The 13,834-nt window shown below is 59.3% G+C and carries 16 protein-coding genes; 11 read left to right on the top strand and 5 right to left on the bottom strand.

Annotated elements, in window-relative coordinates:
* Positions 1 to 80 precede the first annotated feature (80 nt).
* The 5 genes from rnz (at position 81) to dusB (ending at position 3,575) form a co-directional block, all read left to right on the top strand.
* Positions 81 to 1,049 carry a ribonuclease Z gene (gene rnz, locus NW819_RS01885; protein ID WP_414412721.1) on the top strand — a complete coding sequence of 323 codons (969 nt, stop codon included), beginning with the start codon at positions 81 to 83 and terminating at the stop codon, positions 1,047 to 1,049.
* Positions 1,050 to 1,078: 29 nt separating this feature from the next.
* On the top strand, positions 1,079 to 1,942 hold the full coding sequence (locus tag NW819_RS01880; RefSeq protein ID WP_414412719.1) for an RDD family protein: 864 nt from the start codon (positions 1,079 to 1,081) through the stop codon (positions 1,940 to 1,942).
* 91 nt (positions 1,943 to 2,033) lie between these two features.
* Positions 2,034 to 2,228, top strand: coding sequence for a 50S ribosomal protein L33 (gene rpmG / locus NW819_RS01875; RefSeq protein ID WP_011433240.1), 195 nt, complete (start codon positions 2,034 to 2,036; stop codon positions 2,226 to 2,228).
* A gap of 29 nt (positions 2,229 to 2,257) precedes the next feature.
* Complete coding sequence (rpsR, locus tag NW819_RS01870) at positions 2,258 to 2,473, top strand: 30S ribosomal protein S18 (protein ID WP_011433239.1); 216 nt, start codon at positions 2,258 to 2,260, stop codon at positions 2,471 to 2,473.
* A gap of 16 nt (positions 2,474 to 2,489) precedes the next feature.
* Positions 2,490 to 3,575, top strand: coding sequence for a tRNA dihydrouridine synthase DusB (gene dusB / locus NW819_RS01865; RefSeq protein ID WP_414412718.1), 1,086 nt, complete (start codon positions 2,490 to 2,492; stop codon positions 3,573 to 3,575).
* Positions 3,576 to 3,656: 81 nt separating this feature from the next.
* Here the strand turns inward: dusB and leuB are convergent, their stop codons facing one another.
* From leuB to petB, 3 genes are all read right to left on the bottom strand, one after another.
* Positions 3,657 to 4,772: a 3-isopropylmalate dehydrogenase gene (leuB, locus tag NW819_RS01860; RefSeq protein ID WP_414341994.1), complete on the bottom strand. Its 1,116-nt coding sequence runs from the start codon at positions 4,770 to 4,772 to the stop codon at positions 3,657 to 3,659.
* A gap of 216 nt (positions 4,773 to 4,988) precedes the next feature.
* Positions 4,989 to 5,501 carry a cytochrome b6-f complex subunit IV gene (gene petD / locus NW819_RS01855; RefSeq protein ID WP_011433236.1) on the bottom strand — a complete coding sequence of 171 codons (513 nt, stop codon included), beginning with the start codon at positions 5,499 to 5,501 and terminating at the stop codon, positions 4,989 to 4,991.
* Between the two features lie 98 nt (positions 5,502 to 5,599).
* A complete protein-coding gene (petB, locus tag NW819_RS01850; RefSeq protein ID WP_041436518.1) occupies positions 5,600 to 6,247 on the bottom strand; it encodes a cytochrome b6 in 648 nt (215 codons plus the stop codon).
* Positions 6,248 to 6,435: 188 nt separating this feature from the next.
* Between petB and NW819_RS01845 the strand changes: the two genes are divergently transcribed.
* The 4 genes from NW819_RS01845 to NW819_RS01830 all read left to right on the top strand — a co-directional run bounded on the left by NW819_RS01845 (position 6,436) and on the right by NW819_RS01830 (position 10,417).
* On the top strand, positions 6,436 to 7,713 hold the full coding sequence (locus tag NW819_RS01845; RefSeq protein ID WP_414412717.1) for a S41 family peptidase: 1,278 nt from the start codon (positions 6,436 to 6,438) through the stop codon (positions 7,711 to 7,713).
* A 135-nt stretch (positions 7,714 to 7,848) separates the two neighbouring features.
* The gene (locus tag NW819_RS01840; protein WP_414400675.1) at positions 7,849 to 8,403 is read left to right on the top strand and encodes a phycobiliprotein lyase; all 555 of its coding nucleotides are present in this window, start codon (positions 7,849 to 7,851) and stop codon (positions 8,401 to 8,403) included.
* Positions 8,404 to 8,419: 16 nt separating this feature from the next.
* Positions 8,420 to 8,932 carry a tetratricopeptide repeat protein gene (locus tag NW819_RS01835; protein WP_011433231.1) on the top strand — a complete coding sequence of 171 codons (513 nt, stop codon included), beginning with the start codon at positions 8,420 to 8,422 and terminating at the stop codon, positions 8,930 to 8,932.
* Positions 8,933 to 9,076: 144 nt separating this feature from the next.
* The gene (locus tag NW819_RS01830) at positions 9,077 to 10,417 is read left to right on the top strand and encodes a hypothetical protein (protein WP_414375166.1); all 1,341 of its coding nucleotides are present in this window, start codon (positions 9,077 to 9,079) and stop codon (positions 10,415 to 10,417) included.
* A 123-nt stretch (positions 10,418 to 10,540) separates the two neighbouring features.
* Here the strand turns inward: NW819_RS01830 and NW819_RS01825 are convergent, their stop codons facing one another.
* A complete protein-coding gene (locus NW819_RS01825; protein WP_011433229.1) occupies positions 10,541 to 10,858 on the bottom strand; it encodes a DUF3067 family protein in 318 nt (105 codons plus the stop codon).
* Positions 10,859 to 11,041: 183 nt separating this feature from the next.
* Here NW819_RS01825 and NW819_RS01820 point away from each other — a divergent pair, with 183 nt between their 5' ends.
* Together NW819_RS01820 and NW819_RS01815 are read left to right on the top strand one after the other, a co-directional pair.
* Entirely contained in the window at positions 11,042 to 11,560 is a 519-nt protein-coding gene (locus NW819_RS01820; protein WP_414351678.1) for a cytochrome b6-f complex iron-sulfur subunit, read from the top strand.
* Between the two features lie 228 nt (positions 11,561 to 11,788).
* A complete protein-coding gene (locus NW819_RS01815) occupies positions 11,789 to 12,772 on the top strand; it encodes an apocytochrome f (RefSeq protein WP_414341986.1) in 984 nt (327 codons plus the stop codon).
* Positions 12,773 to 12,836: 64 nt separating this feature from the next.
* On the opposite strand, the gene NW819_RS01810 is transcribed toward NW819_RS01815, so the two are convergent.
* Entirely contained in the window at positions 12,837 to 13,649 is an 813-nt protein-coding gene (locus NW819_RS01810) for a PhzF family phenazine biosynthesis protein (RefSeq protein WP_414412720.1), read from the bottom strand.
* Positions 13,650 to 13,834: the final 185 nt, after the last annotated feature.

Below are 13,834 nucleotides of genomic sequence, written 5' to 3'. Positions count from 1 at the left end.
TTCAGCGTAAATGTATCAGCAATTGGTAAGCTAGGGATCCCAATCCCTGAGGTCTTGCCCCTGTGACAGATCCCAATGCCATTCGGATCACCTTTTTGGGCACCAGCTCCGGCATGCCCACCCGCCAGCGCAATGTCTCTGGGGTGGCGGTGCAGTTTCCCCAGCGGTCGGAATGGTGGCTGTTCGATTGCGGCGAGGGCACCCAACACCAGTTGCTGCGCCTAGATGAGCTGCGCCCCAGCCAGTTGCGCCGCATTTTTATCACCCACATGCACGGGGATCACATCTACGGCCTGCCGGGGCTGTTGGCCTCCTGTGGCTTGGGCAGCACCCCTGAGCACATCGATATCTACGGCCCGCCGGGCCTGGAAGAGTACCTGAAGGCCGTGTTGCGCTACAGCGAGACCCGGATCCCCTACGGCTTCCGCGTTCACACCGTCGAAACCGGTCTCATCCTGCAAGAGCCGGAATACTCCGTCTTCTGCGCGCCCTTGGATCACCGGGTGCCCGCCTTCGGCTACCGCGTGGTGGAACAGGATCGGCCAGGCAGCTTTAATGTGGCCAAAGCCCAAGCCGATGGGATCCCCTTTGGCCCTCTGTATGGGCAGCTCAAGGCCGGCCAATCCATCATCTGGCAGGGCCGCTGCTTTCACGGACGGGATTATGTCGGGGATCCCATTCCGGGCCGCAAATTCTCCTACTGCACCGACACGATTTTCTGCCGCAATGCTGTTGATCTCTCCCGGGCTGCGGATCTGGTCATCCACGAGGCTACCTACGCTCAGGCTGACTTGGAGCTGGCCCGCCGCTCTAAGCATTCCACCGCCGCCATGGCCGCCCAAGTGGCCGCCGAAGCCAAGGCCCAAGCTTTGATCCTCACCCACTTCAGCCCCCGCTACACCCCAGAAGCCCCCATTACCTTGGAAGACCTACTGGCAGAAGCTCAGGCCATTTTCCCCAATACCATGCTGGCCCGCGATCGGCTGACCTACGAGATCCCCCGTCGCAGCCCGTCCCCTCTGCCCGTGGGTGTGGGCTTGCCTCGCTAGAATGGTAGAACTGACTGTCTCAACCGGCAATGACGGATCCCAGACCCTACCCCGAACGCCCCCAATTTCCAGAGCGGCCCAAAACCGAACAACTGGATCAAAGTGCTGGCGAGTGGCGAACCTTCAGCGCTTTGCCTCCTGCCACTTCTCTGCCCCCGGTTCAAGCCGAGCGGCCAGCCCCGCAAACGGCTACTGAGGGAGAACCCCTGCCAAAATTGGCTCCCTGGAGCAAACGAATTGGGGCTTTTGCCCTCGACTTTGGGCTGGGGCTGGGGATCTCCTACCTAGCCCAAGGCTTGGCTGCTCTGGTAGGGGCCAATGCAGGCGCCGTGGACATGACCGGCTATCTCGCCTTCTTCGCCACCTGGCTGGTGAACCGCGGCTATTTCCAATCCCGTCCTGAGGGCCAAAGCCTCGGCAAATGGCTGCTGAACATCAAAACCCTGGATCCCGAGACCGAAGCCTCGCCGCACCTGGTTCGCTCTCTGGCTCGAGAGGGAGTGCTCTCCCTCTTTGTGCTCACGGAGGCCCTGCTGGTGCCTCTGGCTGCGGATGGGCTGTTTGCCGTCTTCGACAAGGAAAAACGCCAAACCATTCACGACCGCGCCGGACGTACCCTAGTGGTGGAAGCGGAGCGGGGCTACCACCTGGATGAAAAAGTCTTGCGGTTTTTGCAGGACATCCTAGAGGGGGACGCTGCTGACGACGTCAAATCGGCTGCTCGCGACCTGCTGCGCCAAGCCCAGCGCAATGACGCCGTGCGGGATCTGTCCAAGCAGTTGCAGCGCCTGAGCAAAGATGTGGATCGCAACGCCCGTAGCCTACGGCAACAAACGGGCAAGCACGTGAAAACTTGGGTTGATTCCGTCAAGGAAAAGTTGGATAATTGGTGATCGCGCTTATCGAGGTAAACCCCCATCTCCAGCCTCAGGATCTGGGATTGCAGTTTCCTCATTGCCGTTTACCTTCGTCTTGGGATCCGTCATGGCTAAAGCAAAGGGTGCCCGCATCATCATTACTCTGGAGTGTACGGAGTGCCGCACCAACGTCAACAAGCGCTCTCCAGGCGTGAACCGCTACACCACCACCAAAAACCGCCGCAACACAACAGCCCGCTTAGAGCTGAAGAAATTCTGCCCCCACTGCAACCGCCACACCGTCCACAAAGAGATTAAGTAGTTCAAGCCGTTTCGCCGTTCTCCTGACCTATGGTTTACGCTCGCCGCCGCCTGTCTCCCATTAAGCCGGGAGAGCCCATTAGGTACACCGATGTGGAGCTGCTCAAGAAATTTGTTACCGAGCGAGGCAAGATCTTGCCCCGCCGCATCACCGGCCTGACTGCCAAACAACAGCGGGAGCTCACCGCCGCGATCAAACGAGCGCGCATCATGGGTCTTCTTTACTTTGTCAACAAAGAGGGATAGCCTTCTCCAGATCCCGATGGGCCTGCAGCTTTCGCCGGAACTCCAAGCCCGCCTATCCCCACCCCTCAATATCGGCGGGGTAAAAGTTTTGAGCCGCGTTTTTCAGGCGCCGCTGTCAGGGGTAACCGACCAAGTCTTTCGAGGGCTGGTGCGCCGTTTTGCCCCCCACAGCTTGGTCTACACGGAAATGGTCAGCGCGACCGGCTTGCGCTATGCCCGCCAGTTGCCCCGCATCATGGAGGTCGGCGAGGGGGAGCAGCCTATTGGCATCCAACTGTTTGATTGTCGGCCCGATTTTCTGGCGGAAGCAGCCCGCATGGCTGTGGACGAAGGGGCGACCTTGGTGGACATCAACATGGGCTGCCCGGTGAACAAGATTACCAAAAACGGCGGCGGCTCTTCTCTGCTCCGCGATCCCGACACGGCAGCGCGAATTGTGGAGGCGGTGGCCAACGCAGTGGAGGTGCCCGTAACCGTGAAAACGCGCCTGGGCTGGTCAGATCAGGAGATCAACATTTTGGATTTTGCCCACCGTCTGCAGGAGGCAGGGGCGCAACTGCTCACCCTGCATGCCCGAACACGCGCCCAAGGCTTCAACGGCAAAGCCCGCTGGGACTGGATCCGCCGCGTCAAACAGCACCTGCGCATTCCCGTCATCGCCAATGGGGATATTTTCTCGACAGCCGCAGCGGTGAAGTGTTTGGAGGAAACCGGAGCCGATGGGGTGATGTGCTCCCGCGGCACCATGGGCTATCCCTTTCTGGTGGGGGAAATCGATCACTTCCTGAAAACCGGTCAAGAAAGACCGGCCCCCACTCCCCTGGAGCGGATTCAAATGGCCTTAGAGCATCTGCGCGGTCTCTGGGAGTACAAGGGAGAACGTGGCATCCGTCAGGCCCGCAAGCACATGACTTGGTACATCAAAGACTTTGCCGGAGCCTCTCAATTCCGTGCTCTCCTCTGTCGCATTGAGACGGTGCAGGAAGGGGAAGCCCTGCTTCTTCAAGCCATGGAGCGCTGCCAAGAAGCCACACCTCGACCGGAAGAGGCCATTAAAACCACCGAGGAGGTCGACCTTCTCCCTGAAGCCGGTTGGGCGTAGCTCCAAGGATCCCCACAATTGGAAATTGCTTGGAAATCGCCTCACGTCTGCCTTGGCTGTAGCCTGTGGCCCCGAAAAAGGCTATTGCGCCTGCTGCTGGGACAGGGCTGCCACCAACTTTTCTCCCATTTCCTGGCAACCCACTAAAGTCATTCCCTCAGAGTAGAGGTCTGGGGTGCGGTACCCTTGCGCCAAAACGGCTTCTACCGCCTGTTCGATGCGGTCGGCAGCTTGCGGCTGATCCAGGGAGTAGCGGAGCATCAGGGCGCCGGAGAGCACCTGGGCAATGGGGTTGGCTTTGTCTTGTCCGGCAATGTCGGGAGCCGACCCATGTACCGGCTCGTATAGGCCGGGGCCAGAGGATCCCAGAGAGGCAGAGGGCAGCATACCAATAGAGCCGGTCAGCATGGCCGCTTCATCGGAGAGGATATCGCCGAAGAGATTGCCCGTGAGGATGACGTCGAACTGCTTGGGCCAGCGCACCAACTGCATGGCGGCATTGTCGATGTACAGGTGGGAAAGTTCCACCTCCGGGTACTCAGCCGCAATGACATTGACCCGCTCCCGCCACAGTTGCGACACCTCGAGAACGTTGGCTTTGTCCACCGAGCAGAGCTTGCGCCGGCGTTTGCGGGCCAGCTCAAAGGCAACTCGGGCAATCCGATCCACCTCAGCTTCGCTGTAGACCATGGTGTTCACGCCGCGCCGAGATCCTTGGGCATCCGTGAAGATTCCCTTGGGCTGGCCGAAGTAAATGCCCCCCGTCAGCTCCCGCACTACCACCAGGTCGATCCCCGAGATCACCTCTGGCTTCAGGGAGGAGGCCCCCACCAGTTGAGGGAAGACCTTCACCGGACGCAAGTTGGCAAACAGCCCCAGCCCCGCCCTCAAACCCAACAAGGCCCGTTCTGGGCGTTTCTCAGGAGGCAGAGCGTCGTACTTGAAGTCGCCGACAGCAGCCAGATAAACGGCATCGCTCTCTTGAGCCATTTTCAGGGTTTCTGCCGGCAAGGGATCCCCGGTCTGTTCGTAGGCGGCCCCGCCGATCAGGCCCTCTTGCCACTGGAGAGCAAATCCCATCTGCCGGGCAACTGCATCCAAAACGGCTCGTCCCACCCGCATGATTTCGGGGCCGATGCCATCTCCGGCAAGGGCTGTGATCCGATAGGTTCGAGCAGTTGAAGAAGAAGTGCTCATGAGCGGTCAAGCTGAAGATGAGGGCGTAGAGATACTACCATTTCGGCGGGCTGGCTCATCCCTTGGCACACAGGTTTGCAGACAACTCCTCTAAAAAGCTCTCCAAATAACAAAGTGCAGCCTGGCCACCAACCTGCTGCACTCTGATGGTGATTCTGATGGTTCTGATGGTGATGATGACGATCAACCCATCAAGCGGGAGTCCCAGATGTTCTTTTAGAACAAGCCCAAGGTGACCCACTTATCCAAGGGCAAGGTGGCACCTATGCCCAGGTAGAGGGTGACCAAGGTGCCGATCAGGAACACCGTTGTCGCCACTGGGCGGCGCAAGGGGTTTTGGAACTTGTTGACGTTTTCGATGAAGGGCACAAACAAGAGACCCACAGGAATGGCAGACATCAGAGCAATTCCCAACAGCTTGTTGGGAGCAATCCGCAGGATGTGGAAGGCGGGGTAGAGATACCATTCCGGCAGAATTTCCAGAGGCGTAGCAAAGGGATCCGCCGGCTCCCCTACACCTGCCGGATCCATGACTGACAGGCCAACGATCACTCCAATAGTGCCCAGGATCACCACCGGAAACATAAAGAGCAAATCGTTGGGCCAAGCGGGCTCACCATAGGTCATGTGGCCCATGTTTTTCTTCAGCTTGGCTACAACTTTGGGGTTGTCTAGATCAACCTTGCGGGTAATGGCCTCGGTCGCTATCACCTGTTTTGAGACGGCCATGGGAGTTCTCCTTATCTAGGGACAAAAGTTCTGAAAAAGTGGCAGGTAAAGATCCCAGTTACCAGGAAAGTCAAAGGCGTCTGGGAGCCAAACCTTGCTCACAAAGGCCCAGAAATGCCTTGGCGGCGGATCATCAAAAAGTGCATGGTCATAAAGACTGCGGTCAGCCAGGGTAGCACGAAAGTGTGCAAGCTGTAGAAGCGAGTCAGGGTAGCTTGACCAACCGCTTCGCCACCCCGGATCAGTTGCACCAACAAGTCGCCCACCACCGGAATGGCACTGGGCACACCTGAGACGATCTTGACTGCCCAGTAGCCCACCTGATCCCAGGGCAGGGAGTAGCCGGTAACGCCAAAGGAGACGGTCAGCACCGCCAAGATTACACCGGTTACCCAGGTCAGCTCACGGGGCTTTTTGAATCCCCCTGTCAGATAGACCCGGAAGGTGTGTAGGATCATCATCAGCACCATCATGGAGGCGCTCCAACGGTGGATGGAGCGCAGCAGCCAGCCGAAGTTCACCTGGGTCATGATGTAGTTTACCGATTCAAAGGCCTCAGCCACCGTCGGACGATAGTAAAACGTCATGGCGAAGCCGGTGGCAAACTGAATTAAGAAGCACACCAGCGTCACCCCGCCGAGGCAGTAGAAGATGTTAACGTGAGGCGGAATGAATTTCCCTGTTGCGTCGTCGACGAAAGGCGTAATCTCCAGCCGCTCGTCCAACCAGTCGTAAACTTTGCTCATAATGCCTGCAATTCTTGAAATTGGATCTCGAGGGCGGGGCAAGCCCACTCCACTCAGCAATGTAACACAATCTTTTAACACCATCCTGGCGTCGGGCTCAGCTTGGGGACGAAGATCTCGATCCCAGGAGGCCAGGCAAGTTTTCGATATTGCGTTTTGTTCATGTTTCTTAATGTTTTTTGGGATCGATGGTTGTGCAGAAGCCGAGATACACAGGGATCCGCTGGAGAGGGTGGGGGATCCGCATTGTCTTGCTTGGGTGTTTGCTCTGGGCGAGTTTGGGCATTGGCGCCTGTCCAGGGCAGGCCAGCCGTTGGGGAGAAGAGCAGCAACTGCTGGCGCAGGCTTGGGCCTATGTGGATCGGGCCTACGTGGATCCGGGGTTTAACGGGCAAAACTGGTGGCAGGTGCGGCAACGGTTTCTCTCCCGGCCCTTAAAGGAGCGCAAGCAGACTTACCAGGCCATTGAGGAGATGTTGGCCACTCTGGGGGATCCCTTTACCCGCTTTCTGGACAGAGAGCACTACCTCAGCCTGCAGACCTCTACAGCCGGCGAGCTGAGTGGTGTCGGCTTGCAGATTGCTATCGACGAGCAAGGCGCTGTGCGGGTGATTGCCCCCATGGAGGGCACTCCTGCCGAGCAGGCCGGGATCCAACCTCAGGATGAGATTTTGGCGGTGGATCGGGTGCCGGTGGCGGGGCTGAGCCTGGACGAAGTGGCCGAGCGGATGCGGGGGCGCAGCGGCACGCCGGTTACTTTGAAGCTGAGGCGGCAGGATCGCATTTGGGAGGTGGAGCTGGTACGCCAATCGATCACCATCAACCCCGTGCGCACCCGTTTTTTTGAGCTGCCTCAGGGATCGGTGGCCTACATTCGCCTCAGCCAGTTCAACGGCAATGCTGCCGCTCAAGTCCGCCAAGCCATTCGGGCCGCAGAAGCTCAAGGGGTGCGGGGCTACATTCTCGATTTGCGCAACAATCCGGGGGGACTCTTGCAGGCGGCCATTGAGATCGCCCGCTTCTGGATCCCCAAGGGTGACATTGTGCTGGTGACGGATCGCCACGGCATTCAAGACAGCATTCCCGCCACTGGCGAGGTGCTTACAGAGGCGCCGCTGGTGGTCTTGGTAAATCAGGGCAGCGCCAGTGCCAGTGAAGTGTTGGCCGGGGCACTTCAGGATAGTGGGCGAGCCCAACTGGTGGGAACGCGCACCTTTGGCAAGGGTCTGATTCAATCCCTGCTGGAGCTGGCGGATGGATCGGGGCTGGCGGTGACCACGGCCAAGTACCTCACCCCCAGCGGCCACGACATCCATCGCCAGGGGATCCAGCCCGATGTGGTGGTGGCGGAGGGATCCGTTCCTCTGACGGCAGAAACCCTGGCCGGGCCGGAGGACATCCAGCTGCAGCGAGCCTTGGAGTTGTTGGGGCAGACCCAAGGGATCCGGGTGGCCAAAAGCCCGTGAGGAAGGGGATCCCACGGTAGAACTCAATCGTTGGCATTCAGGATTTGGATTCCTGGTTGTTTTCGATTCGTTTTAGGATCGAAAGCAGGGTTTCCCGTCCAGCGCTGATCTCTGACTCTGTCCGCTCCCGCCCGCATGAACGCTATCCAGCAATTTCACCACTTTTTCAACTGCTGCATTGGGGCTTGGCGCACAGAGCGCACCTACCATTACCTAGACCGTGGCGAGGTGGAGCGCTCCCGCACCGAGTTCACCATTCGCACCCTCACCCCTGAGCTCAAGCACAAGGTGCTCACCGACAACAACTACCCCAACCACAACGTGGATGGTTTTTTGGGCTTTCACTTGGCTTTTGAGACCGTTTCCGAAACGGGGGAGGAGGCCGGGCAAGAGCTGAACATGCTGTTTGTCCCTCGGCAGGAAACCCCCCTGGGGCTGCAGGGAGACTACCTGCGGGATCGGGCCTACGAGGAAGATCGCCCGATGGTGGCGGCTTTCCGGTTTGATCCCGGATCCCTGCAACTGGTGATGACCACCACCTACACTCGTGTGGTTGCTGTAGATACCATCACTCTACTGAATCCGCGCCTGCGCCTGCGGCAGATCCTTACCTACCAACGTCCCCCTCAGGGTCAGCCTTTGCAGGAGCTGTTGCTGGTGGGGTTTGGGGTAGAACAGAAGCTGACCTAGCCTGCGGATCCTGAGCATGACGCTTCCCAAAGACCTGAGATTGTCTCAGCACTTGGCTCTGATCCAGTTGAGGTTCGAGCGAGGACAATACCGGCAGGCGCTAGAGGAGGTTAAGCAGGCCCAAAGCCGCTATCCGCAGTCGGGTAAGCTACGGCTCTGGCAGGCCCTGGCCCAAGAAGCCCTTGGCGAAACGCAGGAGGCCATCCTGTTGGCCCAAACCTTGCTGCGCAACCCAGATCCAGAAGTTGCCCAGCAGGCTCGCTATGTCTTGGGTATCTGGCAAGCCCCTCGTCTGCGGCGTCCAGCGGAGTGGTTGAGCGAAATTCCCGATCTCAGCCGGCTGGAGGAAGCTGATCCCCCAGAGTACCGCTTGGCCTATGGGCGCTCCCAACGCAAAGGCCCTTCCCCAAGATCTGGGGATCCCCTCAGCCGCCGGGCAGCGGATCCCCCGTTGGATACTAAGCCCCTCATCTGGGTGTTGATCGGGATCCTCTCGACCCTGCTGGCCGTGATGGCTTGGCTGCCCTAGAGGGGGGTATAACCCTCGCCGCTGCTGGGTTAGTGGGGAGATACTGGGAGTAGAGGAAACGATAGGTCTAGCTCAGGGGAGCGGATCTGCGTCCAGGGATCCCAAAGGCTCCTCGACAATGGGGGCGGAAAGCGGAGGTTTAAAGTGGCTACACAAACATTGGTGATGGATGCAGTGGAGCAGTTGGGCCTGCGGGTCACCTTGGGAGATATTGCATCCAGCACGGGCTTGGCTCTACACGAGGCCAAACAAGAGCTGCTGAATTTGGCCCAAAAGGCGGAGGGGCATCTCCAGGTTTCCCGGCAGGGGGAGATTACCTATGTTTTCCCGCCGGATTTTCGCAGCATTCTCAAGCGCAAGGAGCAGCAGGATCGGCTAGCAGCCCTGCGTCGCCGGTTGTGGGGGGGCTTCCTCTATGGGCTGCGCATCTCCTTCGGCATTCTGCTGGTGGTGTCAATTGTCTTGATCGTCCTGGCGTTGATTGCCTTGCAGATGGCCAGTAGCCGCGAGCAGGACAATCGCAGCCGGTCGCGGGGGATAGGGTTTTACTACTTCCCCAATCTTTGGATCGGCAACCCCTTCTGGGATCCCTATCCCTACTATGGCAGCTACTCCGGTCGGACGCGCCCCCGCCAGCCGCAAAAATCCGAGCTGAACTTCCTGGAAGCGGTGTACAGCTTCCTCTTTGGGGACGGGGATCCCAATGCCAACCTGGAGGAGGAGCGCTATGCCCTCATTGGCCAACTGATTCGTGCCAATGGGGGGGTGATCGCAGCGGAACAGGTGTTGCCCTATCTGGATGTGGAGCCGGGATCCCCGGCCTTGGAATACGAAGATTACATGCTGCCCATTTTGCTCAAGTTCGACGGTCAGCCGGAGGTCAGCGAGGACGGGGACATTGTCTACCGCTTTCCGGAACTGCAGGTGGCCGCCTCAGAGCGTGAGCCCAAGAGGATCCCCGAAGTGTTGCAGGAGAAACCTTGGGTGTTCAGCCGGGCCACGCCTGGTCAACTGACCCTGGCAGGGGGTTTGGGAGTTCTCAATTTCTTTCTGGCCGCCATTCTCTATGGGGCACGGGAAGAGGTGGCAGCGGCAGCCGGCAGCAATGCTTTTTTGGCCTTCATCTACCCGTTGATCGGCTTCCTCTTCCTCTACGGCACGCTGTTTTTGGCGGTGCCCGCCGTTCGCTGGCTAGCCTTGCAAATCCGCAACCAGGGAGTGGAGCGTCGCAATCGTGTCCGGCAGCTTTGGCGAGAGCATCTGCAGCATCCCACAGAGGCGCTGCTGCGCAAACTCAACTTTGCCCGCCGCTTCCGCCGTCAAGAAGTTGTGCAAGAGTCGGACACCATTTACTCAACCGACCGGGATTTGATCGAGCAGCGGGACTACCGTCTGGACGAGCCGGCATTCCGCCAACTTTTGGAATCCGAAGCTCAGCAGGAGTACCCGGAAACCGAACAAGTGCGCAAGCCGCGTCCCCTCTAGAGAGGTCATGGCCGTTGGGCAAACTCCCGGTCTGCCGTTTGAGCTGAGACCCATTCGAGTTTCTTGCCCAGCCGGAGAATCCGGCGCTTGGGTTTGCTTGGACTTTTTTCTCCCCCGGAGAACTCACAGCAACCACTCCGAGACCCGCTCCCCCACCTTCTGCAAATCCAGAGGAATGGCCACCGCTTTGCCCATACGGGGTCTCTGACGGGTGGCTTCGATTTCCCGACGCACCGCTTCCCACACCCCCCAAGCCTGCAAATGGGCCAGCACGTTCTCCAAGTGGGCCAGATACTCCGCCTCGCTCAAGGGAAAGGAGGGCTGCTCCAGGTAGCGCCACATCACCAGCAGCACCACCTTCTGCTGGATACGGCGCAGCTGCACGTCGTAGGAATAGCCCCACTTCTCGCGCAACAAAGCTTGAAAGTCGGATCCCTTCATCAGACTTGTCTGAGGCTGGCTTGGATCTGGCTCCAATCGCGCTGGGTGGGCCGCTCACCTTGGGAAGGAAGGCCACGGCCTCTTACAGCGTTGCATTTCTTAACGATATTGGCCAGAGGGGTCGGTTAGGATGATGTCGCTTGTCAACGAACGTTAAAACTTCTCAGGTCTGCATTTGCCATTATGACGGAAGCGGTTAGCAACTTTGAAGCGCCCCCCATGAGCCGGCGGGTTCTTCTCAATGCCCTGCTCAGCGGCTCTGTGGGAGTCGTAGTGGTGGGCGCCCTCTACCCGGTGGTGAAGTACTTTATCCCGCCCTCTTCCGGTGGAGGGGGTGAGGGTCTCATAGCTCAGGACGCCCTCGGCAAGCCCATCAGTGTCAGTGAGCTGTTGGCCACCCATGCTGCCACGGATCGGGTGCTGGCCCAAGGTTTGAAGGGGGATCCCACCTACATCGTGATCGACAACGGGGCGGTGGCCAACTATGGCCTCAACGCGGTTTGTACCCACCTCGGTTGCGTGGTGCCCTGGAATGTGGGGGAAAACTTGTTTAAGTGCCCTTGCCACGGATCCCAGTATGCGGCCAATGGCAAGGTAATCCGGGGACCGGCTCCCCGCTCGCTGGAGCTGGTGAGCGCCACTGTGGATGGCGACAACGTCCGCTTCAGCCCTTGGCAAGGCCCTGATTTCCGGGAGACCTAAAGGGCAAGGGATCCCGCCGGTTCTGCCCAGGCAATTGCGTCAGCGGTGCGGAGCACCTTTCCAGTCCAACTGTTGACCGGCCCCTGATCTCCCTGATCTAGAAGGATGGTGAGGTAAGGATCCTGGCTGTGCCGGCTTTTGCCGAACGATTTGGGGCAAATTGTCGAGATGGCTGTTCCAAGACTGTGTCCTAAACCTGTGATGGAAATTCATTCTGAGCTGAGAGTTATGAAGCGAATCTGCTTGGCCTTCTGTGGGCTGCTGCTGTTGCTGGGGATGGGGGCACGTCCGGCGGCAGCCTACCCCTACTATGCCCAGATGGCCTACGACAACCCCCGCGAGGCGACTGGAAAAATTGTCTGTGCCAACTGCCACCTGAACGCCATGCCCACTCGCGCCGAGGTGCCCCAGGCCGTCACCCCCGGCCAGGTGTTCACCATCAAAGTTGGGATCCCTTATGACCTGAGCAAGCAGCAGGTGCTGGCAGACGGCAGCAAGGGTGGGTTGAATGTGGGCGCGGTGGTGGTCTTGCCGGAGGGCTTCCGTTTAGCCACCGAAGCCGAGATGACCGAGGAACAACGGCAAGAAACTGCCGAGACCTACATCACCCCCTACAGCGACGCGAAGCCCAACATCCTCCTGGTCGGGCCTTTGCCGGGCGAGCAGCATCAAGAAATCGTCTTTCCAGTGGTGGCCCCTGACCCGAAAGAGGATCCCTCGGTGGCCTTCATGAAGTATCGCGTTTACATCGGGGCCAACCGAGGTCGCGGTCAGCTTAACCCCGACGGCAGCCTCAGCAACAACAACGTCTTCCGCGCCCCAGCCACGGGGCGTCTGGTCAACATTGCCACCCTCGACTCCGATATCAGCGATCTGCCGGCTGAATTGGCCAGCCTGGTGCCCCCGGAATACGAGCTGCCGGGCACGAGAGTTCTCAGCTTCGAGACCGAAAGCGGGATCCAAAACCTGGTGGTGCCGCCTGGGCCGGAACTGGTGGTTGCCGTTGGCGACAGCGTCAAAGAAGGGGATCCCGTCACCAACAATCCCAATGTGGGCGGCTTTGGCCAGGTGGAGCGGGATCTGGTGCTGCAAAGCCCGGATCGGGTGAAATGGCTGGTGGCCTTCCTGGCAGCCATTACCATTACCCAGGTGCTGTTGGTGCTGAAGAAAAAGCAGGTGGAGCTCATTCAAGCCGCCGAAATCCTCGGCTAGCTCAAGCTCTTTCCTAGCCTGCACCTCGGAAGCATATCCGGGGTGTTTTTTGTTCGGTAGGGTTCTAAGGTAGCCTCAGCTCTCCTCTGATCACCTGCACAGCCTGCCCGGCAATCTCCACGCGAGAGCCGAGATCGCGACACCAGAGCTCCCCGCCGCGGCTGGATAGCTGGTGGGCCTGTAACTCAGAGCGACCCAGGCGTTTGGCCCAATAGGGCATCAAAAGACACTGGGCGGATCCCGTCACCGGATCCTCCGGGATCCCCAGCCGAGGGGCAAAAACGCGGCAGACAAAATCCGGCCCATTCCCCAGAGCCGCCCCAGAGGCTGTGACGATCAACCCCGGAACGGGGAGTGCTTGAACCTGGGCCAGATCCGGTTGCACCTGCTGCACCTGTCCCGCCGAAGCCAGCACCGCCACCCCCATGTCCCCCCGGTATAGCTCCACGGGTGGGATCCCTAAAGCTGCTGCTACTTGCTCTTTGGCTTCTGGCCAAGGTTCCGGAGTTTGAGCAGGAAAATCCATGGCCAGGCGATCCCCTTGCCGCCGCACCTGCAACAGGCCACTGCGGGTGGAAAAGGCTACCCTCTCCGCCTGGGGATGCACCTCCGTCAACAGCACATAGGCGCTGGCCAAGGTGGCGTGGCCACAGAGATCCACCTCCGTCGCCGGCGTAAACCAGCGCAGCCCATAGTGGGGAACCTCGCCCTGGGATCCCTGAGGCAGTAAAAAAGCCGTCTCCGACAAATTGTTCTCTGCGGCAATGGCCTGCATCAGCGCCTCTGGCAGCTCCTGAGGCAGCAAACACACCGCCGCGGGGTTACCTGCAAAAGGCACTGCCGTAAACGCATCCACCTGAAACAACGGGATCCACACCTTCTCAACCAAGCCCAACTCAGGTCATGATCCCACAGCAGACCCCAAAGTAGGGGGATCCGCACCCCGACCGTACCCGCCAAAAGCGGGATCCCACCGACAGAGGCTATTGTCAGGCCAGAAAGTTGGCTGATAAACTAGCACTCGTAAGTCGAGAGTGCTAAGTCGCTTCCCTTCGGGGAAGT

Origin of the sequence: Synechococcus sp. R8-2 (assembly GCF_047461715.1) — a bacterium.
In the GTDB taxonomy this organism is placed as follows: domain Bacteria; phylum Cyanobacteriota; class Cyanobacteriia; order Thermostichales; family Thermostichaceae; genus Thermostichus.
Note: the sequence above shows the minus strand (reverse complement) of the source record. Positions and strands in the feature narration are given on the sequence as shown.